Raw genomic sequence first — 25,317 nt, 5'->3', positions numbered from 1 at the left:
TGACAGGCACCATGTGAAATATTCACATGGTGCCTGTCACTGTTAAATGCCTAAACAAAGTAATAAAGTGTTTTTATATTGCTTTTTCGGTTAGGTAAAAGAGGCCGCCGTTGATAAAGGAAATGTTAATTTTCGGTTCATATTGTTCTTGCAGGGCCGTCTTTTCGGTTTCATAGTTCTCATTTTCTTCTTCCTCATCTTCATAAAAATGATTTAGTAACCGTAAGTCCTGTTCCCACCGTTTTCGTGCCTCGTCAGCCCAGGAATGATCATCCTCTGAGATCACAGATTTTAAATAGTTTTCAACCCTTATCATCCCGCTTTTTGGTTTAACCAGCGGTGATAATGTAAAAGAATAGTCTGGTATCTTTGGTGTTAATGGGACTTTTTGTAACCGTTCGTGAAAATCTTCAACCATTTGTCCGTTTATAAGCTGTAAACCAATGGACTTAAAGATATCTCGTTTTCGGTCACATTGATATGAGATTTTTACATTCATACACAACCACGGAAACAAGGCCGTTTGGCTTTGGATGTGCTGATGATTTTCATATAAGCGGATATAACTTGCCAACTTTTTGGTGGAATCGAATATTTGGTGAAGCCGGGGTGAACCAAAATGGATAATTTCTCCCTTCATATTTTCCGGTGATTTTTTTTGATCAGTGATAAATGTTAACCTCATAGGATTTGGGATGCCGCCTGTTTTTTCGAGATAGTGCCAGTAAAAGGGCCGATTCATTAATTCTTTATCAAGCTCAACGGTTAACTGGACGATTAAATATCCAGGATTATTCTCAATAATGGGGCAATCGTTTGCTTGAAAATAGGTAAGAAGAAAATCATGAATTTCCTGCTGCTGCATGTGATTCACCCTCCTTCATTGATTGCGCAAATTCAATCATAGATGATAAATTCTCCATTTTAATTCGCATTTCTCCCTCAGAACTAGACTGGCCAAAAATATCAATAAGATGGTCTTCAATATTACCAAATTCTAGCTTTGTTAGGATATCGTCCAATTCACCGATAACTTTTTCAAAAAGGTGGATTTTTTCGTAAAGCAACTTTAAAATATGCTCTTCAACTGTACCCTTGATGGCGAAATTATAAATCATGACATCCTTTTCTTGACCAAGACGATGAATCCGGCCAATCCGTTGTTCAAGCCGCATCGGATTCCATGGCAAATCAAAATTAATGATATGATTACAGAACTGCAGATTGATTCCCTCACCGCCGGCCTCAGTAGCAATAAGGACTTGTGCATGTTTTTGAAACAATTCCCTCATCCAGTCCTTTTTTCCACGTTTGAAACCTCCGCGAAAGGGGACAGAGCTGATTCCGTGCTGCTTTAAATACCACTGAAGATACATTTGGGTAGCACGATATTCAGTGAATATAATCACCTTATCATTTACCTGCTGAATTAATTCAAGGGCTTTTTCTGCCTTTGAATTTTGCTGAACAGCTTCAACTTTCTTAATTAAAAACTCGATTTGTTCTTCAAAAGCAGGAGTTGGATTCTCTTTCTTTTGCAGCATGTTTTTAAGGGTATAGAAAACAGCCTCTCTGCTTGAGCAAGCCTCACGCTGTAAGGTCATCACCGAAAAAGCACTGGTTTGAACCCAATCACCTTCACTTTTCAGCACCGAAATAGAATCATACAGATCCTTCTCAGCAGAAGAGAATTCAATTGGTATGGTTTCAACTTGTCTTTTTGTCCATTCAATACCAGTGTCAGCGCGGCGATTTCGAATCATAACCTTATTCACTAATTCTTTTAAATGCTCATCATCATTTAACGAGCGGGCATCTCGTTTATATTTTTCATAGAAGGCCGTCTCACTGCCCAGATGTCCAGGCTTTAGGAGTGAAACGAGATTAAAGATCTCCTCGATTCGGTTTTGGATCGGTGTGGCGGTTAATAATAAACAAAATTTCTTTTTAAGGTTTTGAACAAATTCGTAGTTTTTCGTTTTGTTATTTTTAAGTTTATGTGCCTCATCAATGATAATGAGATCGTAGTCCAGTTTGTTGATAATGTCCCGGTGAGGATTTCGTTTCGCTGTATCAATTGAAGAAACAACGACATCGCACTGTTCCCAGACATAGCTTTTCCTTTGGGTAACGGCCGGGATAAAGAATTTGCTATTTAGCTCAATCGCCCACTGGGTAACCAAAGATGCAGGAACGAGTATTAATACCTTTTTTACTAAGCCGCGAATCATGTATTCTTTTAAAATCAGCCCAGCTTCAATTGTCTTTCCAAGCCCCACTTCATCAGCTAGAATGGCTTTACCATTCATGTTTTCAATCACCTGTTTCGCTGTTTCAAGCTGATGTGGAAGAGGTGTTAAATTAGGAAGATGATTTGGAGCTTGTAAGCCTTCAAACTCCGGGATGACCAAATGTTTTTCAACATCGATTGCTAATTTAAAAAGCTCCCAGTTCCCCCACGGACCATCGTTGTCAATTCTATGTAAAAAATCATCCTGCCACGAGGAATCAAATTCAATTTCAACCGACATTATTACAGCTCCTTTTCATACATTGTAATATCATCTGTTTGCCAATTATTAAGACCGTCTGCTGCCTATCGTTTTCTTATAAAATGATTGCTCAATGTTGTAGTTTAATGGTAGGATGATAATAGCTTAGAATGTTTTAAATATTTTAATAAAGTAATTTATTTTTTAAGTATAATTAGTATTACCAAATTGAAAAATATTATAATGCGAATGATAGCAAGGGGAGAGACTACGAAGAGTAGCGCCGAAGGAGCAAGCAGAAAATGTGAATCTCTCAGGCAAAAGAACTCTTGTTTGACGCAGCTCTGGAGAGCGCTGCTAGTGTTTGTTGCAGCCACCAAAGGGGAAAACCGCTTAAGGGTAAACTTTCAGGTGCAAGGACAGAGACCTACTTAATTTATTAAGGAGGTTTTCTGTCCTTTTTTATGTTTTAAAAAGGTCTAATTGTTCACAAAAGTTTAGGGAATAACTTTTATAGAATGTTGAACCTATAAAAATGTGGATCAAATGAGGGGGTTTAAGGGATGACTGAATTAAAACGTACTCCACTTTTTGCAGTGTATAAAGAACACGGCGGGAAAACCATCGATTTTGGAGGGTGGGAGCTGCCTGTCCAATTTTCTAGCATAAAGGAAGAACATGAAGCGGTCCGTACAAAAGCAGGTCTGTTTGATGTCTCCCATATGGGGGAAGTGGAAGTAAAAGGGAAAGACAGTTTACAATTTTTACAAAAAATGATGACCAATGATATTTCAAAAATTAAAAATGGCGGTGCTCAATACACGGCAATGTGTTATGAAAACGGCGGAACGGTGGATGATCTGCTCGTATATAAAATGGAGGACCATCATTATTTACTAGTTGTTAATGCTTCCAATATAGAAAAGGACTATAAATGGCTTCTGGATCACGTTGAGGGGGATGTTTTCCTTGATAACTTGTCTGAAAAGACAGCCCAGCTTGCTATTCAAGGTCCGCTTGCTGAAAAGGTTCTGCAAAAGCTTGCAGGAGATACAGACTTAAGTCAAATTGGCTTTTTCAAATTTCAGCAAGAAGTAATTTTAAACTGTAAGAAGGTACTAGTATCAAGAACAGGATATACCGGTGAAGACGGTTTTGAGGTTTACTGTGATGCAGACGATGCGGTTGACCTTTGGAAGGCCATTTTAGAGGCAGGAACAGAGGAGGGAATTCTTCCATGCGGATTAGGTGCACGTGATACCCTCCGATTTGAATCTGTGCTGGCACTTTATGGGCAAGAGCTTTCGCCAGAGATCTCTCCCCTTGAAGCAGGAATCTCCTTTGCTGTGAAGTTAAATAAGGAAGCTGACTTCATTGGGAAGGAAGCATTAAGAAAACAGAAGGAAAATGGCTTACCAAGGAAATTAGTAGGAATCGAAATGATTGACCGTGGTATCCCTCGACATGGATATTCTGTTTATAAAGGAGAAGAGCTTATCGGAGAAGTGACAACCGGAACACAGTCCCCTTCTTTAAAGCGAAATATTGGTCTTGCTCTTATAAAGACCGAATTTGCCGCACTAGGAATAGAGGTAGAAGTGGAAATCCGTGGTAAACGATTAAAAGCAAATGTAGTTCCAACACCTTTTTATAAAAGAGAAAAGAACTAACGAAGGGAGTTAGATTTATGAAACATCGCTATTTACCCATGACTGAACAAGATAAGACGGCTATGCTCGAAACCATAGGTGTTTCTTCCATAGATGAGCTGTTTAGCGATATCCCCGAAAAAGTAAGATTCAAAGGTGAGTACAAGATCAAAGAGGCTAAGTCTGAGACTTCACTTATGAAGGAACTGTTTAAGTTAGCTGACCAAAATGCTGACCTCAAACGAAATGTGTCTTTTTTAGGTGCAGGTGTTTATGATCATTATATGCCTGTTATCGTGGACCATGTTATTTCTCGTTCTGAATTTTATACGGCTTATACACCTTATCAGCCGGAAATATCCCAAGGTGAACTTCAAGCAATCTTTGAATTTCAAACGATGATTTGTGAATTAACCGGTATGGATGTTGCTAACTCCTCCATGTATGACGGAGGCACCGCTCTTGCAGAAGCGGCGATGCTAAGTGCAGGACATACAAAACGGAAAAAGATTGTAGTTTCGAGCGCTGTTCATCCTGAGTATCGGGAGGTCCTTAAAACATATGCAAAAGGACAGAATCTTGAGGTAATTGAAGCTCCTATCAAAGAAGGTGTAACAGATGTTGAAGCCCTAAAGAGCTTAGTCAACGATGACGTTGCTGCTGTAATCGTTCAATATCCAAACTTCTTTGGCCGAATCGAGCCTTTAAAAGAAGTTGAGGAAATTATTCATACGTATAAAGGCCTGTTTGTTGTTAACAGCAATCCGTTGTCTTTAGGTGTATTAACTCCTCCTGGTAAGTTCGGTGCTGATATCGTTATTGGCGACGCCCAGCCATTTGGTATCCCATCAGCATTCGGGGGCCCGCACTGCGGATATTTTGCGGTTACCAACAAATTAATGCGTAAGGTCCCGGGGCGACTAGTTGGTCAGACTGTTGATGACCAAGGACGCCGTGGTTTTGTGTTAACACTCCAAGCCCGTGAACAGCATATTCGCCGTGAAAAGGCAACTTCCAATATCTGTTCAAACCAAGCACTTAATGCCCTTGCTGCATCAGTTGCCATGACTGCTTTAGGTAAAAAAGGCGTCCATGAGATGGCAGCAGCCAATTTACAGAAAGCGCATTATGCTAAAACTGCTTTTAAAGCAGCTGGCATCGAAGTTGTATTTGATGGGTTCTCTTTTAATGAATTTGTTGTTAAATTAAATAAACCTATTAAAGAAATCAATCAAACTTTGTTACTAAAAGGAATCATCGGCGGTTACGATTTAGGACGCGATTATTCAGAGCTATCTAATCATATGTTGATTGCGGTAACTGAACAAAGAACAAAGGATGAGATTGATACTTTTGTGAAAGAATTGGGGGATTTGCATGCATAACCAAGACCAAGCACTGATTTTTGAACGTAGCACTCCCGGCCGAATCGGTTACAGCCTTCCGGAAATGGATGTACCAGAATTAGATGTCAGCACTCTCCTGCCAGAGGGATACCTGCGTGAAGTAGAGCCAGAACTCCCAGAGGTTTCCGAACTTGATATCATGCGGCACTATACAGCACTTTCAAAAAGAAACCATGGCCTGGACTCGGGATTTTATCCACTTGGCTCATGTACAATGAAATATAATCCAAAAATCAATGAAAATGTGGCCCGGTTCAATGGTTTTGCTCATGTTCATCCACTACAGGATGAAAGTTCTGTTCAAGGGGCGCTCGCGCTTTTATACGACCTTCAGCAGCATTTAATTGAAATTACCGGCATGGACGAAGTCACCTTACAATCTGCGGCAGGGGCACATGGTGAATGGACAGGTTTAATGCTCATCCGTTCTTACCATGAAGCAAATGGTGACAATAAAAGGACCAAAGTAATCGTTCCGGATTCTGCTCATGGTACTAATCCTGCTTCAGCAACGATAGCTGGTTTTGAAACCATTACGGTTAAATCGACTAATCAAGGCCTTGTCGATCTGGATGATTTAAGACGGGTTGTAGGTGATGACACAGCTGCATTGATGTTAACTAATCCAAATACGCTTGGCTTATTTGAAGAGCAAATCCTTGAAATGGCTGACATTGTTCATAATGCAGGCGGCAAGCTGTATTATGACGGTGCCAATCTAAACGCAGTTCTATCAAAAGCAAGACCTGGCGATATGGGTTTTGACGTTGTCCACTTAAATCTTCATAAAACTTTTACAGGTCCTCACGGCGGAGGCGGTCCTGGTTCCGGTCCTGTTGGGGTGAAAGCAGATTTAATTCCGTTTTTGCCAAAACCTATTATTACCAAGCGCGGAGATCAATTTATTTTAGACTATGATCGTCCGCAATCAATTGGGCGTGTAAAGCCGTTCTTCGGAAATTTCGGCATTAACGTTAGGGCTTATACGTATATTCGTTCCATGGGACCTGATGGCTTAAAAGCGGTAACGGAGTATGCGGTCCTAAATGCCAACTATATGATGAGAAGACTGGCGGAATATTATGATTTGCCGTTCGATAAACATTGTAAACATGAGTTTGTGCTAAGCGGTAAACGTCAGAAAAAATTAGGGGTACGGACGCTTGATATCGCCAAACGTCTGCTTGATTTTGGCTATCATCCACCAACCATTTACTTCCCGTTAAATGTCGAGGAATGTATTATGATTGAGCCGACAGAAACAGAATCAAAAGAAACGCTTGATTCTTTCATCGATACGATGATTCAAATTGCCAAAGAGGCGGAAGAAAATCCTGAAATTGTTCAGGAGGCACCACATACAACCGTTGTGGGGCGAATGGATGAAACTTTAGCAGCTCGTAAACCTGTATTAAAATATCAAAAGGCTTAATAATGTAAAGGTCAGATCCATCGAATCTGGCCTTACCTTTTTTAAAATAAATAGGGTTCTGGAAGTAGATCCGGAACCCTTAGCCGATTATTTCTTTGTTTTTACTTTACCAGTCCATTTTTTGAATCCGCCTTCAAGCTGGGTTAAGTCCCTATAACCTCTACGGTGTAGAAATTGTGCTGCACGTGCACTGCGCATGCCGCTTTGGCAATACAAATATACAGGCATATCTTGGCGGATTTCCTTCATGCGCATTTTCATTTGAGACATTGGGATATTGCGTGCTCCTAAAATATGGCCGCCCTCGAACTCGTTCGGTTCACGAACATCTATTAGTTGTGCCTTTCGATATCCTGCACGGAATTCTTCTTCTGATACCGTTTTAACTATCCTCTTTTGATAAAAGTAGGTAAAAACGGAGTAGATAATAACGGCTAAAACAATAATCAATAAAGTATAAAGTGAATTCAACTTCTATTGCTCCTTTCAAGCTTTACTGCACTAGTATTTATTATATAAGTCATTCCATTAAAGATAAAGATGAAAAGGAAAAACTTTTTTACGGTGCCTAATAAAATTATACCAGAAACATCTCATTTTGAATTCCTATCAGATTTTGGTAGACTAAAATGAGTAATAATTATAGTTAAATGAGGTTTTAATATGAAAAAAGAAACTTGGCGATTTATCGATTCTGGTAATGGTTCACCATCTTTTAATATGGCCTTGGATGAGGCTTTACTTGATTGGCATAGTGAAGGTAAGTTTCCTCCAGTTATTCGATTTTATGGGTGGAACCCGCCCACCTTGTCTATAGGTTATTTCCAAAAGGTGGAGAAAGAAATTGATATGGATGCCGTTAATGAGCATCAATTAGGGTTTGTTAGAAGACCAACAGGCGGCCGCGGTGTTCTCCACGAGCATGAACTTACATATAGTGTGATTGTTTCAGAAGATCATCCAGAGATGCCTAAAACGGTTACAGAAGCCTATCGTGTTATTTCTGAAGGAATTCTAAAAGGTTTCCACCATTTAGGACTTGAGGCTTATTTTGCGGTTCCAAAGACAGCGGAAGAAAGAGATGCATTAAAAAATCCCCGCTCAGCTGTCTGTTTTGATGCCCCGAGCTGGTATGAACTAGTTGTCGAAGGCAGGAAGGTGGCAGGAAGTGCACAAACTAGACAAAAGGGTGTAATCCTCCAACACGGTTCTATTCTTCTGGATTTGGATGAGGACAAGCTATTCAGTTTATTTAAATATCCTAATGATCGAGTGAAGGAACGGATGAAGAAAGCATTTAAGGATAAGGCGGTTGCCATTAACGCAATAAGTCCCCGCAAAATAACACTTGATGAAGCCAAAGAGGCTTTTTATAAAGGGTTTGCTGAAGGGTTAAATATTGAACTTGAACCATACCAATTAACAGATGAAGAGCTTGCTTATGTGGAGAAAATTGCAAAAGAGCGTTACGAAAGTGATGAATGGAATTTTAAAAGATGAGCTAAGGAGCGGCGCATGCCGCTTTTTCTTTTTTGCTATTACTTTTAAAAAAAAGAGGCAAGCCTCGAAATTTGTTAAAATTTCTTGTTATTTGCCGAAATTCAGCTAATATCTTTTGTTTACTTCTAATTCTAGTTTTTTTTGCGTTTGACAAAATGAATGTTATTTGCTGGTCATACAATATATAGTAGTGTCGAAAATATTTTCGGTACTATATGTTGATTTCTAATGTGTAACTATGGTAACTTAAATTTATTAAGTCAACTAGATATAGCGATCCTACTAGAATCTAGCATAATATAGAGATTTATATAAAGGAGTTGTTCTCATGTCTGTAGTTTTTAGACAAAAAATGAATATTGATTTTGAAAGGTTGAATGAGGATATCCGCCTATTCCCCCAAGTACATCCGGTTACCCCAGATATGAAAATAACTCATAAAGGTGTTTCAAGATTGGTTATGCTTGATCGTTACACCTTTAAAGACACAGCAAAAATTACCCTAACAGCTGGCGACTTTGTTGTTTTAACCATTAAAGAGGATCCAAAATTTCCGGCACGTGGTCTAGGTACGATTTTGGAGATTGATTGGGAAAAGAAAAAAGCGAAAGTTTTGGTTGAAGAGGAATTTAGGGGAGTGCTTGATGATCCTGAAGAAGCATCTACAGGAACAATCATCAGGTCTCTTGATGTGATTGAGAAGCCATTAGAACTCTTCTATGAGCAGATTGCGAAGCGAAATGCTACAGGTCTTGCTGCGGTAGAAGAAACGGAAGAGAAGCGCTTAGAATGGACAGAGAAGTTTTATCAAGAGTTGGTAAACCTGAACTTTATTCCAGCGGGCCGGGTTCTTTATGGTGCAGGGGCCAATACGGATGTTACGTATTTCAATTGTTACGTCATGCCGTTTGTACCGGATTCACGTGAAGGAATCTCAGACCATCGTAAGCAGGTTATGGAAATCATGAGCCGAGGCGGCGGTGTTGGAACGAATGGTTCAACGTTAAGACCGCGCAACACATTAGCAAGAGGCGTAAACGGTAAATCATCTGGGTCGGTTTCATGGTTGGATGATATTGCGAAATTGACACATTTAGTTGAGCAAGGTGGGTCGCGCCGCGGGGCCCAGATGATCATGCTGGCTGACTGGCATCCAGACATTATTGAATTTATTATTTCAAAAATGCAGAATCCTAGAATCCTACGATTCTTAATTGAAAATACAAACGATGAAACCATTAAAAAACATGCAAAAGATAAACTCAAGTTTACACCTTTAACGCCACAAGAAACTGCGATGTATCAAGGGATTGTAAATTATAAAACAATACCTGGGTTTGGTGGTTTTGATGAAAATAGCATTGCTCATGCTGAGGAAAAGCTTCTAACTGGCGGAAATTATACCGTTCATAATTCTGAGTTCCTAACCGGTGCAAATATTTCCGTTTGTTTGACAAAGGAATTTATGGAAGCTGTTGAAAATGATGGTGAATATGAACTTCGATTCCCTTATGTAGAGCACTACAATGACGAAGAAATGAAAATTTATAATGAAGAATGGCACAAAGTCGGTGATGTGCGTGAGTGGGAAAAACTTGGATACAAAGTTCGTGTCTATAAAAAAATTAAGGCAAAAGAACTTTGGAATTTAATCAACATCTGCGCTACCTACTCTGCAGAACCAGGTATATTCTTTATTGATAATGCCAACGACATGACAAATGCTAAAGCATATGGGCAACAAGTCGTTGCAACCAATCCGTGTGGTAAAGTGGCTTAGTTTGCCTCACGTTAAAAATTGCGGAATTAAGCGGGAACTCTGAGATTGAGAATCCGAACCGAAGGCTGAAGATAAAAATTCAGTCAGGGGCAACGCATACGAAGTGATCCTGCCATAGGCAGACTATAATCTTCGCACGAGGCCGCAACATTACTTTTTGTAATGAAAAGATATGCTGAGCTAACGGGAATTCAACCGTTAGAACTAGTGGATAAAAAGCCGCTAGGATAACAATTGGAACAACCACTTGCACCATTTTCAGTATGTAACCTTGCAGCAGTAAACCTTGCTGAAATGGCAGATAAGGAATCTAAAACAGTTGATTTTGAAAAACTAAAACAAACTGTAGCGGTCGGTGTACGTATGCAGGATAATGTTATTAATGCTACCCCATATTTCCTAGAAGAAAATAAAAAGCAAGCTCTTGGTGAGCGCCGTGTAGGTCTTGGTGTCATGGGATTACATGATCTGTTAATCTACTGTGAAACGGAGTATGGTTCACCAGAAGGTAATGAGCTAGTTGATAAAGTATTCGAAGCGATTGCAACAACTGCTTACAGAACATCTGTTGAATTAGCAACAGAGAAGGGCAGCTTCCCATTCTTAACAGGTGAAACACCTGAAGAAACAAACCGCTTAAGACAGGCATTCATTAACACTGGTTTTATGAAAAAAATGCCTGAAGATGTTCGCGAATCTATACTCGAAAAAGGAATTAGAAATTCTCATTTACTAACAGTGGCTCCAACTGGATCTACTGGGACCATGGTCGGGGTTTCGACAGGATTAGAGCCTTACTTCTCATTCTCTTACTTCCGCAGTGGACGTCTTGGCAAATTTATTGAAGTTAAAGCCGATATTGTACAAGAATATCTAGATCAGCACCCTGAAGCAGACGCAAACAACCTGCCAAACTGGTTCGTTACGGCCATGGAGCTTGCACCAGAAGCCCATGCAGATGTACAATGTGTCATCCAGCGTTGGATTGACAGCTCCATCAGTAAAACCGTTAACGCACCAAAAGGATATAGCGTAGAACAAGTAGAAAAAGTATACGAGCGTCTATATCGCGGTGGTGCGAAAGGCGGTACAGTATATGTTGACGGTTCACGTGATTCGCAAGTATTAACGCTTAAAGCAGAAGAAAATACAAATGAACAATTATCCATGTTTGATGAAAAACCACATCAACATGTGGTTCTTGTAGACACAATCAGTGATCTTCGCTCAACAGACGTAACCATCGGTTCTGAGGTCGGTAATACATGCCCAGTCTGCCGCAAAGGAAAAGTTAAAGAAATCGGCGGCTGCAACACATGTACAAACTGTAATGCACAATTAAAGTGTGGTTTATAATAACTATTTAGAGGATGGAATTAGCTTCCATTCTCTTTTTTATTCAGAAATTATTTCAAAATAACTTTGTAATCATATTGTAATATAGCTGTGACGTGCCTGTTATCCTTTCCTTGTATAGTGAAGATACCAAATCACCCAAGGGGGATAACAAAATGATAAAGAAAATAATTGCAGCAATTGTAATCACAGCTACAATAACTACCTCTTTATTTGCTACTACGGGTGATAAAGCAGAAGCGGCATATTATCATACAAAAGCAATTTCAGTAGCGAAAGCAAACCTTGGTGTTCCATATAGATGGGGCGGAATAACTCCTACAGGTTTTGACTGTTCTGGACTTGTAAAATATTCTTTTGGTAAAGCTGGAGTACCATTGCCACGCACCGCAGCGGACATGTTCTATACAAAAGGATATCGCGTAAGTTCACCACAGGTTGGAGATTTAATGTTCTTTGCTCCTACTAAGGCAAGCAGACCAACACACGTAGGAATTTATATTGGTTCAGGTAAAATGATTATGGCCTCTTCATCTAAGGGTGTCATTATCACCTATACAACCAACACATACTGGAAACCAAAATATATTGGTGCAAAACGTATCTAAGTATAAATGAAGGAAGAGTATCGGTAATCCGATGCTCTTTTTTTGCGATTTATAGATGGAAAAACTTCTCTCCATTATTATTTATTATCTTCCCTCACAACAACTCATACTACTAAAAAACAAACAGAAAAGAGGGAGTCAGTTATGGACCCTTTTATGCCACAGCTTGTCTATATCGAGCCCAAAGCATTAGAATACCCCCTTGGCAGAGAGCTGAAAGAAAAGTTCACCAAATTAGGTCTCGAGATTCGCGAAACCACTTCACATAATCAAGTTAGAGGAATACCCGGTGATAACGAACTGCAGCAATACCGCAATGCCAAATCGACTTTGGTAGTAGGAATCAGAAGAACTTTAAAATTCGATACCTCCAAACCATCTGCTGAATATGCTATTCCGCTCGCAACCGGATGTATGGGCCACTGCCATTATTGTTACTTGCAGACCACCCTTGGAAGTAAGCCTTACATCAGGACTTATGTGAATTTAGATGAAATCTTTGAGCAGGCGCAGAAATATATGGATGAACGTAAACCCGAAATTACACGCTTTGAGGCGGCCTGTACATCCGACATTGTCGGATTAGATCATCTAACCCATTCTTTAAAAAAAGCAATTGAATTCTTTGGACAATCCGAATACGGTCAGCTTCGTTTTGTAACAAAATTTCATCATGTCGACCATCTTCTCGATGCTAAGCATAATGGAAAAACAAGATTCAGGTTTAGCGTCAACTCTCGTTATGTGATTAAGAACTTCGAGCCCGGAACCTCTTCCTTTGAAGAACGATTAAAAGCTGCCCGTAAAGTCGCTAATGCCGGATATCCATTGGGGTTTATCGTTGCGCCTATCTACATGCATGAAGAATGGAAGGAAGGATATCGAGAATTATTTGAGCGGCTAAGCGAGGAACTTACAGGTGTAGACATCCCGGATCTTACTTTTGAATTAATTCAGCATCGTTTTACGAAACCAGCAAAAAATGTTATTGCCAAACGTTACCCAAAAACAAAGCTTGAAATGAATGAAGAAAAAAGAAAGTATAAATGGGGAAGGTACGGTATTGGTAAATATGTCTACCCAACCGAAGAGGCAAACGACCTTGAAAGTACCATCCGAGAATATGTCCAGGAATTTTTTCCTAAGTCGCGGGTCCAATATTTTACTTAAATTTTTTACTTGTCCGCCGTACTATATTCGAATCACGCTGACTAAAGATGTAACAAGTTCATCTTTAGGAGTGGCTGCCCATGAATATAGACGGCGTTTTTTCTGGAGGGGGAATTAAAGGGTTCGCCCTGATAGGAGCCTATGAGGAACTCGAAAGCAGAGGATTTAAGTTTGTTAGGGTCGCGGGAACAAGTGCAGGTTCAATTATTGCGGCCTTAGTGGTGGCGGGATATACGAGTAAAGAAATTTATGAATTGGTGGATGAATTTGATCTGCCTAAATTACTTGATTCTCGAAAAAGCATTATTCCTTTTTCAATTGCTAAATGGCTGCTGGTTTATTGGAAATTAGGACTTTATAAAGGAAATGAACTTGAAAGATGGTTGAAGGAGAAACTCGAAGCAAAGGGGTTGAGGACATTTTCTGATCTCCCTCCGGATACATTAAGATTAATTGCTTCGGATCTTTCGAACGGACAAATGGTGGTATTGCCCGATGACTTAGAAAAGTTCGGAATAAACCCTGGTTCTTTTTCAATTGCAAAGGCCATCAGAATGAGCTGCAGTATTCCGTATTTTTTTGAACCAGTTAAATTGCGGTCAATAGATGGAGTGAATGTTATAGTGGATGGGGGAGTGTTAAGTAATTTTCCTATGTGGCTCTTTGATAAAGAAAATGTAAAAAAGGTCAGGCCTGTTCTTGGCATAAAGTTAAATCCAAGCGAATATGAACATGAAAAACATCAAATCAAAAACGGTATTCAATTATTCGGGGCCTTATTTGAAACGATGAAAGACGCTCATGATCAAAGATATATTTCTAAAAAACATGTCGAAAATATTATTTTTATTAAAGCAGAGGGTGTTTCCTTAACCGAATTTAACCTTACAAATGAAAAGAAACAAAAGTTATTTGAGATCGGCCGGGAACATGCAAAGAAGTTTTTGAACCGATGGAGTTATTAAAGGTGTGTTATATAGCTTGCTTCAGCGCCTGTTCAAGGAGCTGAAGCTTTTCTAATAAAAAATCGAGTGTCTAAAAAGACGCTCGATTTTTCTTTTTACCCTTTTTGCCGTCGATAACGGTCAAATGAGCAGGTGATTTCTTTTTTGTCTTGGTGCTTTTCTTTAATGAAGTTAAAGTCCCCAGAGAGGAGGTCTTGGCAGTAGAATCTCCACTCTTTTGCTGTAATCGTTTTTTTGATTTTTTAGCTGCCTTAAGAAATGCCCGCTGCTCTTTTTTCTGAGGGCTCGAATTTGAAAACCTTCGAAAAAGGAAATAAATGACTAAACCGATCAATGCGACGACAGCTATTCCCTGAATGAAACCGGCAGGATTTGCTGTAAATGAACTGACAAGTCCTAGTAATGCAAGAATAATAAGTACCCCAACAATAATCGTTGATGTCCGATTTTTCAAGAAAGCCACCTCCCTAAGAGCATCTTAAGCATTTTTTTATTCTTTTAAACACATAGGTATAAAGATTTAGACAATTTCTTCATTTTTTGAATCAAACTCTGTTTCTTGCTCTCTCTTTAATAATTCTTGGAAAGAGAGAATGGCGACTTCTACTTGGTCATTACTTGGTTCTTTTGTCGTTAACAATTGAAGCCAAAGTCCAGGCAGACCCAGATACTTTAATACTGGAATATCTCTCAATTTGTTGGTTACCTGTAAGACCTCAAAGGCAATCCCTAACACCACAGGTATTAAAAGAATACGGTCAACAACCCTCAACCAAAGCGGTGTTGTTGGAACAAGTAAATACACAAAAACACCGACAATGACCGTAAATAAAATGAAACTGCTGCCACAGCGATAGTGCAGCCGAGATTGGGCCTGCACATTTTCAACTGTTAATTCTACCCCCGCTTCAAAGGTGTTTATTACTTTATGCTCAGCACCATGATATTGAAACACTCTTTTTATAAGAGGAGTTAGTGAAACAAAATATATATATGATAGGAGCAGTAAGAGCTTAAAGAAGCCTTCAACAAGTACTTGAGCAAAATCTGATGGGAAAATTGGTTTCGTCAGGACAGCTAAAAAAACTGGAATTAATGTAAAAGCAAATTTCCCAAATAAAAACGAAATGACTCCTATAACGGCTACCCCTAAATACATCGTTAATTTTGAAACTTCTTTTTCTTTAATTGTATCATCATCTTCAGGATCAACATCATATCTTTCAGTGGAAAAGTTCAAATGTTTTGAGCCATTCGCACTAGCTTCAATGATTGAAATGATACCACGAAGAAACGGAATCCTTTTTAAAATAGATAAAGAAGGATTGGTTTTCCGTGGCAAGTGAAAGTATTCTACAGAACGATCTTTCCTGCGGATAGCGGTAACGTAATGATGTTTCCCGCCAAACATTACACCTTCAACGACTGCTTGGCCGCCATATACCGGTTTTTGAGAATTAGACATGGGTTTAAACACCAACCTATAACAAAGTTGCACAATAGCAGAAATGATAAATCTGTATGTACTTAATTTTATTCTACTAGAAAAGTGAAAAAACCTCTAGGATGACATAATATTTCCATATAAAAACAGAAAAAAATTTTTTCTATGTAAGGATTGATTTTCTAAGGGCATAATAATGTTGAAATTAGTAAGAATTACATAAAAAAGAGCAAGGTTAAAGTAAGAATGGAGGTAGTCATAATGTTAAATGAAAAGCATATGGATCATTATCCAAAACCAATGTCTTTTTTAATGATGGTTTTTTGGACTGGTTTGTTTGGTGGATTTTTTTGGGGTGTCATTGGGTACGTTGTTTATTTTTTTAATTTTACAGAAGTTAGCCCCAATGTCATACTGGAACCATGGGCATTGGGTGATTGGAAGTACGGCTGGCTTGGTAAAGTAATCTCGTTGATATTTTTGGTGATTGTTTCAATTATATCTGCTTTCATTTATTATGTTGTCCTAAGAAAACTAAAGGGCATATGGTTTGGGATTGGATTTGGCATTGTTTTATTTTTATTGGTATTTTTTGTTCTTAATCCCATTTTCCCAGGAATTAAACCATTTACAGAGTTAGGAAGGGACACCATTATAACTTCTATTTGTTTATATATGTTATATGGAACTTTTATCGGATATTCCATTAATTATGAATATGAAATTACTAAAGTGCAAGACAAAGAGGCTTCAACCTAAGTTCTAATTAGTCGAATAATTAAAGGTTATGATAAAATATTTTTATCTGTAACCATTATTAGGGAGAGTGGAGATACAATGGAAAAATTAGAGAAGTTAAGATCAGCTTTTTCTGCAAATGGCATTGATGGAATGTTGATTACCAGCCCTTACAATCGCCGCTACATATCCAATTTTACAGGGACAGCAGGTGTAGTTTTAATCAGCGGAGACAAAGCTCAGTTCATTACAGACTTCCGCTATATTGAACAAGCATCTGAACAATGCCAAGGATTTGAAATTATCAAATATTCTGGTTCTGTTTCGGAAGAAGTTGCTCAGCAAGTTAAAAATTTAGGCATTAAAAAGCTTGGTTTTGAAGAAGATTTCCTAACATATTCTTCCTTTAAAGTATATGACAAAGAAATAGAATCTGACCTAGTCCCAATTTCCGGTGTAATTGAAAAGTTACGCTTGATTAAGACAGACGCAGAGATTAAGATATTAAAGGTAGCAGCAGATATCGCTGATGCTGCATTTAAACATATTTTGGATTTTATCAGCCCAGGTAAAACCGAATTAGAAGTATCAAATGAGCTTGAGTTTTTTATGAGAAAGGCTGGTGCTGCTTCCTCATCCTTTGATACCATTGTTGCATCTGGTCATCGTTCCGCCCTGCCACACGGTGTTGCAAGCGATAAAGTAATTGAAGCAGGGGATATTGTAACAATGGACTATGGCTGCTATTATAATGGCTATGTTTCCGATATTACCCGGACAGTTGCCGTTGGTGAACCAGATCCCAAGCTGAAGGAAATTTACCAAATTGTCCTTGAAGCACAGCTGCGTGGGATGGCTGGATTTAAACCTGGTATTACAGGAAAAGAAGCAGATGCAATTACAAGAGACTACATAACAGAAAAGGGCTATGGTGAATACTTTGGCCACTCAACTGGTCACGGAATTGGACTTGAAATTCATGAAGGCCCTGGTTTATCAATGAGGTCTGATATCATTTTAGAGTCTGGCATGGTGGTAACTTGTGAACCGGGTATCTACATCCCAGGTCTTGGCGGCGTTCGGATTGAAGACGATACATTAATTACGGACACTCATAATGAAGCTCTAACCCACTCTACAAAGGATTTAATTATATTGTAAGATTTTAGGAGGATTTACACATGATATCTGTTAACGATTTTAAAACGGGATTAACCATTGAGGTCGATGGCGGCCTATGGCGCGTTCTAGACTTTCAACACGTAAAGCCAGGAAAAGGTGCTGCATTTGTTCGTTCAAAGCTTCGTAACTTGCGTAATGGAGCCATACAAGAAAAAACCTTCCGTGCAGGTGAAAAGGTAGAAAAAGCACAGATTGACAATCGTAAAATGCAATATCTTTATGCAAGCGGTGATTCTCACGTGTTCATGGATATGGAATCTTACGAACAAGTGGAACTTCCAGCAGCAAACATTGAATATGAATTAAAGTTCTTAAAAGAAAATATGGAAGTTCACATCATGATGTTCCAATATGAAACACTTGGTGTAGAATTGCCAAACACGGTTGAATTAGAAGTTACCGAAACAGAACCTGGCATTAAAGGGGATACAGCTTCTGGCGGTACAAAACCTGCTACACTTGAAACGGGTCTTATTGTTCAAGTGCCTTTCTTTATAAACCAAGGAGATAAGCTCATCATTAATACAACAGAAGCAAGTTATGTTTCTCGTGCATAAGCTATAATAAAGAAACCTTAGACCGTAAAACGGATCTAAGGTTTTTTTTTGATGCCTCCTTGGGTACTAATAAACTTATTTATTTTATAAAACTTAAAACTTCACTAAATAGTAAGAATTAAGAGTAAGTTAGGAAACGCCTGTTTGATAAAATGAACTAGTATAAGAATATTAGGAAAGGGGTGAATCAATAGATGAAACGAATGACAACTTTCTTCTTCCTTTTCATTCTATTAGCTATAACAGCTGCAGGATGCAGCTCAAAGCTTGATGACCAAAGTTGGAAACTTGATAAAAAACATAATCCACTCCCTGATTTTGTATTAAATTCTTCTGAAAAAGTTCAAGAAACTTATATAATGGCATCAACATATCCAGATGTGGTTGCTCAAGTACCATGTTATTGTGGTTGTGTGGCAGATGGACATAAGAGCAATTTAGATTGCTTTGTTAAGAGTGTTGGTGAAGATAATGCTGTACAACAATGGGATTCACATGGAATATCGTGAGATACTTGTGTCAATATTGCCCGGGAGGCAATAGAAATGCATTTAAACGGTAAAAGTCCTGATAAAATTTATCAATTGATAACTGAAAAGTATAAAGATCTTGGGGAACCAACCCCAACACCTCAGCCAAAGTAGGGGTAACCCATGAAAAAAATATTAATTGGATTTTACATTTTGGTGATAATAGGTATTGTTGTTTGCATCAGTAACAGTAATATATTTGGTCACAAGAATTCACAGGCGATTGCAGCCGGTGAAAGGGTATACAATAAAAACTGTCTGGTTTGTCATGGTGATACTGGAAAAGGTGAAGGGATAAAAGCTGGAACCGCTTTAAATAATCAAAATTTCTTAAACTCTGTAACGGATAAAAATTTATATAATTATATAAAATATGGAAGAGTAGGAACTGGTATGCCAGCCTATGGACCTAGATTATTAGAGAAGGAATTAAAAAATATTGTAGCCTTTATCCGTAATTGGCAAACGGAAAATATTGATTTTAATGTCCCAAAAACCATTGCCGGGGATCCTGCCAATGGAAAAAAACTGTACACTTTATATTGTCAGAACTGTCATATGGAAGCAGGTAAAGGAATGCTGCGAATGGGAACAGCTCTTTCGCATCGTGACTATCTAGAGTATACAACTGATAAGCAAATTTGGATTAGTACAGCATATGGCCGAGAAGAGACAAGAATGGGTCCGTCTTTAAAAGGTCTTGACGGTGTCCGTCAATTAAAGAAACAGGATATTTCAGATATTGTTAGCTATATCCGTTCTTTGGAAGAAAAGAAATAGATTAAATAATAGATTTTTGTAAAAACCTGTATCCTGTTATTTTAGGGTGCAGGTTTTTTTTACTATTAATACTATTTCGGAATCCGACAAATTACTCAAATAAATCAATATAATTTTAAAAATATGAACATTTTGTGGTGGTTTTTTGTCAAAAACTCAAACGTTTCCGCCCTTTAACAAAATGTTCAAGAGTCATTCGACTTTCAAGGTAGTAGAACGGATATATTTATTTTAAAGAGGACTATAGTGAAAATTGAGTGTTTAAGTGAGAGTTTTCGGAAGCCAAGGAGGATTATTATGCTAAAGAAAAAGTGGTTAGCAATGTTTGTTATTGCATCATTTTTCACTAGTTTTATAGGTACTAAAACTAGTGCTGCAACTGTATTTCAAGCAGAGAAATTTCCGTTTAAGGAAATGCAGGTACAAGTGATGCCGGAGTTTGATTACCCAGAAGACTGGGGATCACGGGATGTTCCATCATTATTAGTAGGCGAGTACGGAACCATTACAAATAAAAGTGGCCAAGACTATGATGGGAAAATCGAAATTCCTGTTCCTGCTATGGAAAAGGGATTTGAAGCCTATCTAGTTGCAGAGTTTCCAGAAGAAAATAAACCAGAAGTTCAACGTCCATATGATGTTGATAAGGAAAAGGGAATTGTTTCATGGAAGCCGGCAAAGGCAATTAAGAATAACGAAACCTATCAATTTGTAATTGAATACTTCACTAAAACTATAGAAGTAAAGGACCAAAAAAACTTTACATATCAGCTGATAAATAACGCTGGAATTGACCAATTAGATGTCATTTTTTACGCTCCAATGGATGCAAAAAATATAAAGCTAGAACCAAAAACAGCTAACAACACGAAGAGTGAGTATGGCGAAGAGTTGTATTACTACCAATACAAGAATGTAAAGGCAAAAGAAAATCTTAACTTTTCCTTTTCGTACAAAAAGGATGGAACTGAATCAACAATGGAGGCCATTAATAAACAGCAGCCGCCAAATGATGAAAACCATAGTGGTGTAACGGCAACTGACCAAGTAAAAAAGGGAACATCAAGCAGCAGCACAGATAAGCCGCTTATTGGTATTGGCGGAGCATCGGTCATTGGACTAGCTTTAATCATCGCAGGCATCTTCGTTTATTTAGGATTAAAAGGTAATGTTCAATCAGGACGGCGTTCGCCAGCAAAAGGGGCTAAACATAAACAGCAGGCCTCAAAGCATCCAGCTGGGAAAAAAGATCAAAAAACAAGTAATGCCGAAGAAAAGAAGGAACTTCGTAAAAAGCTGTTAACTGGCAAAATTGATCAAGAAATGTACGAGGAAGAAATGAAAAAATTAATCTAATGGGGTGAGTTGAATGAAAAAAAATACGCTAGTGATGTTAGGCGGCTTTATTATTGCCGGTGCAATAGTATTCTTGTTGATGGCTGCGACTCCAGGTTCTAGTGGTGTGGAGCTGACCATGAAAGAACTTTTGGCCACCCAGAACCAGCATAAAGACGATTTTGTAACCGTTGAAGGATTATTAATGGAAGATACGATTAAATGGAATCCGGACAAAATTCAACTGAAATTTGACGTAAAAGATAACCACGGCAGCGTCATGCATGTTATCTATCACGGTACAAAACCAGACAACTTCTCTGAAGGGGTAATTACCATCCTTCAAGGGGCCCCAACTAAAAAGAATACGTTTGAAGCAGAATCGGTCAAAACTAGATGTCCTTCTAAATATGAAGGAAAAGATATGAAAAACTATGATCCAGAAAAACATAAACAACTGCTAGATCAACCAGTAAAAGAAAAATAATAGTCAACGTAAGAAGGTGACGAAATGTATTTATTTGCCAACGCAACGATTTATATAGGTTTAGCCATTGCCGTCTATTCGCTCCTCATTATAACCTTAGGGATTAGCACAAAAAATCAAAAACTCGTGAACAGTGGAAAAGGCGGGATGATCGCATTATTTGTTTGTGCAGCAATGGCAATGCTTTCATTGTTCTACCTTTTAGCAACTTCTCAATTTCAATATGAATACGTTACCGATTACACCAGCAGTGAACTGCCAATTATTTATAAACTTACTGCTTTATGGGCTGGTAATGCAGGATCATTGTTATTATGGACATTTTTCTTAACTCTTTACATGCTCATGATTGCGTATTCCAGAAAGATGAAAGGAAACCCAATGGTTCCTTACATCTCGGCCATTTTAATGGCCAATGCCGTTTTCTTCTTCTTCATCTTAGGATTCGTCGCCAAACCTTTCGTCTTATTGGATACTGTACCGACAGAAGGAAAAGGTCTAAATCCAATGCTGCAAAACCCAGGGATGATTATTCATCCAGTCACACTATACTTGGGCTATGTAGGTCTCGCCGTCCCATTTGCCTTTGCGATGGCAGCATTAATCTTAACAAACGTAGATGATTTCTGGATAAAGATGACAAGACGTTGGACAATTGTTGCCTGGTTATTCTTGAGCCTTGGAAATATCTTTGGTGGACAATGGGCTTATGTAGAGCTTGGCTGGGGCGGTTACTGGGCTTGGGACCCGGTAGAAAATGCGTCATTTATGCCATGGTTAACAGCAACAGCATTTTTACATTCGGTCATGATTCAAGAGCGAAAAAACATGCTAAAAATATGGAACATTAGCCTAATTATTGTTTCTTATGCGATGACATTATTTGGTACATTCCTCGTGCGCAGTGGTGTTTTAACTTCTGTTCATGCTTTTGCAAACTCAAATCTAGGTTTATATTTCCTAATCTTCATGGGTGTAGCTGTCATTCTATCCTTATATGTATTAATGAGCCGCTATAACCTGCTTAAACGCAGTGCCGGGGAATTTAATTCTTTTATCTCAAAAGAAAGCAGTTTCTTAGTGAATAATCTATTACTAGTTGGAGCGGCATTCGCAGTATTTTGGGGAACTATTTTTCCGCTTGTTTCTGAAGCTGTCCGTGGTACGAAAGTAACAGTAGGGATGCCATTCTTTAACAAGGTAGAAGCACCCATCCTATTGTCGATGATGTTTGTTATGGCTGTCTGTCCACTTCTTGCATGGCAGAAATCTACTGTGAAAAATCTTAGAAAGAACTTCATGATTCCAGCGATTCTTGCCGTAATTGGAATGACTTTAATGGTTGTACTAGGCATTCAAAAGGCATGGGCTGTCATCGGTTACGGAGTGATTATTCTATTATTAACTACCCATTTCTTAGAGTTTTATAGAGGTGTAAAAGCTAGAAGAAAGATGACAAAAGAATCACCAATAATTGCTTTATATCGGTTAATGATCCGTAACCGCCGCCGCTATGGAGGATATATTGTTCACCTCGGCATTGCCTTCATTACGATGGGGATTATCGGTTCACAAAACTATGATGTAGAAACAATGAAAACTGTTGCTCTAGGGCAATCCATTGAACTTAGGGATTACCGGATCAATTATGACCGCTTGGATCAAAAGAAAGAGGGAATTAACGATATCGTCTATGCCGACGTTACTGTATTTAAAAATGGTAAAAAACTTGGTACCTTCCAGCCGGAAAAGGTGTTTTATGGTAACTGGGAACAACCATCTTCAGAGGTAGCGATTATTTCTTCTCTGAAGGAGGACTTATATATTGTATTAAGCGCTTGGGAAGATGATGGGAAAGCAACCTTTGTCGTCAAAGTTAATCCAATGATGGATTGGTTATGGGTAGGTTCCTTTATGATTGTAATTGGTGCGCTATTTGCAGTATGGAACGGAAAATATGGAAATGTCACTCCGAGATACACAGGAGTACGCAAAGAGGTATCATAAAATGAGAAATAAACTATATCTTGGGCTCCTTTTAATTGCAATTATTTTTCAGGGTTCATTCATTCGAGCGGAAGCAAAGGAGATTGATTATAAATCGGCAGAGTTTAAAGCTGTTGCCCAGCAATTTGCCTGTACGTGCGGCTGTGGTCAGGATCATTATGAATGTGATCCTAATACATGTAATCTTACAACTGAGTTTAAGAAAGATTTAGTTGAGATGATGAATAAAGGCTGGGACAAGGATAAAATTCGTCAGTATTATGTCAATATTTATGGTGAAGAAATCTTAACATCCCCTGAGAAAAGCGGTTTTAGTTTAACAGCTTGGGTTCTTCCGTTTGTCGTATTAGGATTAGCAGCAGTGGCTGTATTCATCATTATCCGTAAGTGGGTGAAGAAAAAAGGTACTGAAGTTGAAATCAATGTTTACGAAAACACTGCGGATGAAGTAGAGGGAGAAATCCTTACCTCGATGATCGATGAAGAACGCAAAAAGTATCTTTAGGATGTGAAAAAAAATGCATGATATCTCAATCATTTCAATGATTTTTACTGCAGCTTTGGCGTTAATAGCTTTGTTTTTAATATTGGCTCCATTTTTTAAGTTGGATACGTTTATCCAAATTGGTTCAAAGGACCAAGATTTAGTCACAACGAAACAGGCACTATTAACCACACTCAATGAAATTGAGTTTGAGTACAAGATGGATAAAATCTCACACACTGATTATAAAAACTTAAAAAAACAATATGAAATAGAAGTTGCCAAAATTATGAAGGAAGAAGAACAACAAATAGTAGCTACAGATATTGATAAAGATTTAATGGCAGAAGTAGAAAAAGAAATTGAGGCACAAATGAATTTCTATACAAAGAAAAAGGGGGAAGGGAAGTGATCAAAAAAATCACCATATTCTTCCTTGGACTTCTGCTGCTAGTACCATTTCATGGATTAGCAGCAACAGATACAAAAATATCCATTGACTTGCACTACCTTGTGGTAAGCCCGGCAGAAGATGGGTCAACCAATATGATGAATATGGTCAATTATACGAATACATCTTCCGTGGAATTTAAAGGTGATGGAAAGAGTGACGCTGTGTTAAGAGTGACGCTGCCGGAAAACGCCAAGGATCTTAATTTTTTAGATAGTAAAATCGCCTATAAACAAGTAGATAAGGGGTTTATTACCACAACCCCAGTTCCAGCAAATCAAACAATTGTGCTCCCATACAGTTATCGAATTCCAAAAGGGAAAGAAATTAAATTAACAATGAATTACCCTGTTGGAATGATGCAAATCCTTGTACCAGAAGGTATGGGCAGTGTTGTAGTTACTGGTGCAGAAGCTACTAGCCAAGGTCTATTTAAATTTGATGACCAAAACTATTTTGGATACAGCATCGAAGGTTTGAAGGAAAACCAGGCATTTACGCTAGTCTATAAGAAAGATGTTCAACCGCCATTAGAGGAAACAAAGCAATCTGCAACAACTACTGATAAAGAAAGCACTAGCGGTGTAACACATACCGCACCAGCATTTCATAACCCTGGACATCTCAGGATGTGGGCACAATCGCCATTACACAGTTTTAATCCACACATCTTTCTAATTATTATTGGAGCGATCATTATTACAGGTATTTCTTATTTTATCTACTTTAAGAGAAAAGCTAGATTGGAAGAGGAAAGACTAGGGGCTGATAAAGAAGAAAAAGCATTCAAACAATTAATGGCAAAACAAAAAGCAATTATGGAAAAGATTATTGAACTAGAAGAAACTTTTGGTGATGGTAACCTCTCAGAAGATGAGTATCATGCGAAGCTTGCTGCCTACAAACAGCATCTAGTACAAGTTAAGCTAAATTTACGCAGTTTTATTGAGTAACAGCTGGGATG

23 protein-coding genes, 2 pseudogenes and 1 riboswitch are annotated in these 25,317 nt (G+C 38.4%); of the genes and pseudogenes, 20 read left to right on the top strand and 5 right to left on the bottom strand.

What is annotated here, in order from left to right; all coding sequences use genetic code 11:
• Nucleotides 1–73: 73 nt before the first annotated feature.
• Together COD92_RS14865 and COD92_RS14860 are read right to left on the bottom strand one after the other, a co-directional pair.
• The gene (locus COD92_RS14865; RefSeq protein WP_098530029.1) at nt 74–865 is read right to left on the bottom strand and encodes a YqhG family protein; all 792 of its coding nucleotides are present in this window, start codon (nt 863–865) and stop codon (nt 74–76) included.
• Nucleotides 843–2,531, bottom strand: a complete 1,689-nt coding sequence (locus tag COD92_RS14860) for a DEAD/DEAH box helicase (protein ID WP_098530030.1) — start codon at nt 2,529–2,531, stop codon at nt 843–845. The genes COD92_RS14865 and COD92_RS14860 overlap by 23 nt, the downstream gene beginning before the upstream one ends.
• A 210-nt stretch (nt 2,532–2,741) precedes the next feature.
• Nucleotides 2,742–2,831, top strand: a riboswitch (glycine riboswitch).
• A gap of 224 nt (nt 2,832–3,055) precedes the next feature.
• Here COD92_RS14860 and gcvT point away from each other — a divergent pair.
• From gcvT to gcvPB, 3 genes are read left to right on the top strand one after another with little or no spacing between them, the layout of a single operon-like run.
• Nucleotides 3,056–4,162: a glycine cleavage system aminomethyltransferase GcvT gene (gene gcvT / locus COD92_RS14855; RefSeq protein ID WP_098530031.1), complete on the top strand. Its 1,107-nt coding sequence runs from the start codon at nt 3,056–3,058 to the stop codon at nt 4,160–4,162.
• Nucleotides 4,163–4,179: 17 nt separating this feature from the next.
• Nucleotides 4,180–5,526, top strand: a complete 1,347-nt coding sequence (gene gcvPA / locus COD92_RS14850) for an aminomethyl-transferring glycine dehydrogenase subunit GcvPA (RefSeq protein WP_098530032.1) — start codon at nt 4,180–4,182, stop codon at nt 5,524–5,526.
• Nucleotides 5,519–6,979: an aminomethyl-transferring glycine dehydrogenase subunit GcvPB gene (gcvPB, locus tag COD92_RS14845; RefSeq protein ID WP_098530033.1), complete on the top strand. Its 1,461-nt coding sequence runs from the start codon at nt 5,519–5,521 to the stop codon at nt 6,977–6,979. The genes gcvPA and gcvPB overlap by 8 nt, the downstream gene beginning before the upstream one ends.
• An 87-nt stretch (nt 6,980–7,066) precedes the next feature.
• Here the strand turns inward: gcvPB and COD92_RS14840 are convergent, their stop codons facing one another.
• A complete protein-coding gene (locus COD92_RS14840; RefSeq protein WP_098530034.1) occupies nt 7,067–7,450 on the bottom strand; it encodes a rhodanese-like domain-containing protein in 384 nt (127 codons plus the stop codon).
• Between the two features lie 192 nt (nt 7,451–7,642).
• Here COD92_RS14840 and COD92_RS14835 point away from each other — a divergent pair, with 192 nt between their 5' ends.
• The 6 genes and pseudogenes from COD92_RS14835 (at nt 7,643) to COD92_RS14810 (ending at nt 14,358) form a co-directional block, all read left to right on the top strand.
• The gene (locus tag COD92_RS14835; protein ID WP_098530035.1) at nt 7,643–8,479 is read left to right on the top strand and encodes a lipoate--protein ligase family protein; all 837 of its coding nucleotides are present in this window, start codon (nt 7,643–7,645) and stop codon (nt 8,477–8,479) included.
• 328 nt (nt 8,480–8,807) lie between these two features.
• Nucleotides 8,808–10,247: pseudogene (locus COD92_RS14830) on the top strand (vitamin B12-dependent ribonucleotide reductase); the annotation flags it as partial.
• A 249-nt stretch (nt 10,248–10,496) separates the two neighbouring features.
• Nucleotides 10,497–11,615 (top strand): annotated as a pseudogene (locus COD92_RS14825) (vitamin B12-dependent ribonucleotide reductase); the annotation flags it as partial.
• Between the two features lie 155 nt (nt 11,616–11,770).
• Nucleotides 11,771–12,223, top strand: a complete 453-nt coding sequence (locus tag COD92_RS14820; RefSeq protein ID WP_098530038.1) for a C40 family peptidase — start codon at nt 11,771–11,773, stop codon at nt 12,221–12,223.
• Between the two features lie 144 nt (nt 12,224–12,367).
• A complete protein-coding gene (gene splB, locus COD92_RS14815; RefSeq protein ID WP_098530039.1) occupies nt 12,368–13,393 on the top strand; it encodes a spore photoproduct lyase in 1,026 nt (341 codons plus the stop codon).
• Nucleotides 13,394–13,473: 80 nt separating this feature from the next.
• Complete coding sequence (locus tag COD92_RS14810) at nt 13,474–14,358, top strand: patatin-like phospholipase family protein (RefSeq protein WP_098530040.1); 885 nt, start codon at nt 13,474–13,476, stop codon at nt 14,356–14,358.
• A gap of 70 nt (nt 14,359–14,428) precedes the next feature.
• On the opposite strand, the gene COD92_RS14805 is transcribed toward COD92_RS14810, so the two are convergent.
• Together COD92_RS14805 and COD92_RS14800 are read right to left on the bottom strand one after the other, a co-directional pair.
• Nucleotides 14,429–14,821 carry an SA1362 family protein gene (locus COD92_RS14805; RefSeq protein ID WP_306418546.1) on the bottom strand — a complete coding sequence of 131 codons (393 nt, stop codon included), beginning with the start codon at nt 14,819–14,821 and terminating at the stop codon, nt 14,429–14,431.
• 57 nt (nt 14,822–14,878) lie between these two features.
• Nucleotides 14,879–15,823 carry a DUF1385 domain-containing protein gene (locus tag COD92_RS14800; protein ID WP_098530042.1) on the bottom strand — a complete coding sequence of 315 codons (945 nt, stop codon included), beginning with the start codon at nt 15,821–15,823 and terminating at the stop codon, nt 14,879–14,881.
• Nucleotides 15,824–16,063: 240 nt separating this feature from the next.
• On the opposite strand from COD92_RS14800, the gene COD92_RS14795 reads away from it, so the two are divergent.
• The 11 genes from COD92_RS14795 to COD92_RS14740 all read left to right on the top strand — a co-directional run bounded on the left by COD92_RS14795 (nt 16,064) and on the right by COD92_RS14740 (nt 25,306).
• Complete coding sequence (locus COD92_RS14795) at nt 16,064–16,561, top strand: YqhR family membrane protein (protein WP_098530043.1); 498 nt, start codon at nt 16,064–16,066, stop codon at nt 16,559–16,561.
• A gap of 78 nt (nt 16,562–16,639) precedes the next feature.
• On the top strand, nt 16,640–17,701 hold the full coding sequence (locus tag COD92_RS14790) for a M24 family metallopeptidase (RefSeq protein WP_098530044.1): 1,062 nt from the start codon (nt 16,640–16,642) through the stop codon (nt 17,699–17,701).
• 20 nt (nt 17,702–17,721) lie between these two features.
• Nucleotides 17,722–18,279 carry an elongation factor P gene (gene efp, locus COD92_RS14785; protein ID WP_098530045.1) on the top strand — a complete coding sequence of 186 codons (558 nt, stop codon included), beginning with the start codon at nt 17,722–17,724 and terminating at the stop codon, nt 18,277–18,279.
• Nucleotides 18,280–18,473: 194 nt separating this feature from the next.
• Nucleotides 18,474–18,923, top strand: coding sequence for a PCYCGC motif-containing (lipo)protein (locus COD92_RS14780; RefSeq protein ID WP_368731446.1), 450 nt, complete (start codon nt 18,474–18,476; stop codon nt 18,921–18,923).
• Between the two features lie 9 nt (nt 18,924–18,932).
• Entirely contained in the window at nt 18,933–19,589 is a 657-nt protein-coding gene (locus COD92_RS14770; protein ID WP_098530048.1) for a c-type cytochrome, read from the top strand.
• A gap of 297 nt (nt 19,590–19,886) precedes the next feature.
• Nucleotides 19,887–20,945 carry a hypothetical protein gene (locus tag COD92_RS14765; RefSeq protein WP_098530049.1) on the top strand — a complete coding sequence of 353 codons (1,059 nt, stop codon included), beginning with the start codon at nt 19,887–19,889 and terminating at the stop codon, nt 20,943–20,945.
• A gap of 13 nt (nt 20,946–20,958) precedes the next feature.
• Nucleotides 20,959–21,411 (top strand): cytochrome c maturation protein CcmE, encoded by a 453-nt coding sequence (locus COD92_RS14760; protein ID WP_098530050.1) that lies wholly within the window; start codon nt 20,959–20,961, stop codon nt 21,409–21,411.
• Nucleotides 21,412–21,435: 24 nt separating this feature from the next.
• Nucleotides 21,436–23,418 (top strand): heme lyase CcmF/NrfE family subunit, encoded by a 1,983-nt coding sequence (locus COD92_RS14755; protein ID WP_098530051.1) that lies wholly within the window; start codon nt 21,436–21,438, stop codon nt 23,416–23,418.
• A 1-nt stretch (nt 23,419) separates the two neighbouring features.
• Nucleotides 23,420–23,923 carry a cytochrome c-type biogenesis protein gene (locus tag COD92_RS14750; protein ID WP_098530052.1) on the top strand — a complete coding sequence of 168 codons (504 nt, stop codon included), beginning with the start codon at nt 23,420–23,422 and terminating at the stop codon, nt 23,921–23,923.
• A 13-nt stretch (nt 23,924–23,936) separates the two neighbouring features.
• Nucleotides 23,937–24,314, top strand: coding sequence for a hypothetical protein (locus tag COD92_RS14745; protein ID WP_098530053.1), 378 nt, complete (start codon nt 23,937–23,939; stop codon nt 24,312–24,314).
• Nucleotides 24,311–25,306 carry a hypothetical protein gene (locus COD92_RS14740; RefSeq protein ID WP_098530054.1) on the top strand — a complete coding sequence of 332 codons (996 nt, stop codon included), beginning with the start codon at nt 24,311–24,313 and terminating at the stop codon, nt 25,304–25,306. The genes COD92_RS14745 and COD92_RS14740 overlap by 4 nt, the downstream gene beginning before the upstream one ends.
• Nucleotides 25,307–25,317 lie beyond the last annotated feature (11 nt).

This window comes from Bacillus sp. AFS037270, from assembly GCF_002585305.1.
This window is presented reverse-complemented; position numbering and strand designations above follow the sequence as displayed.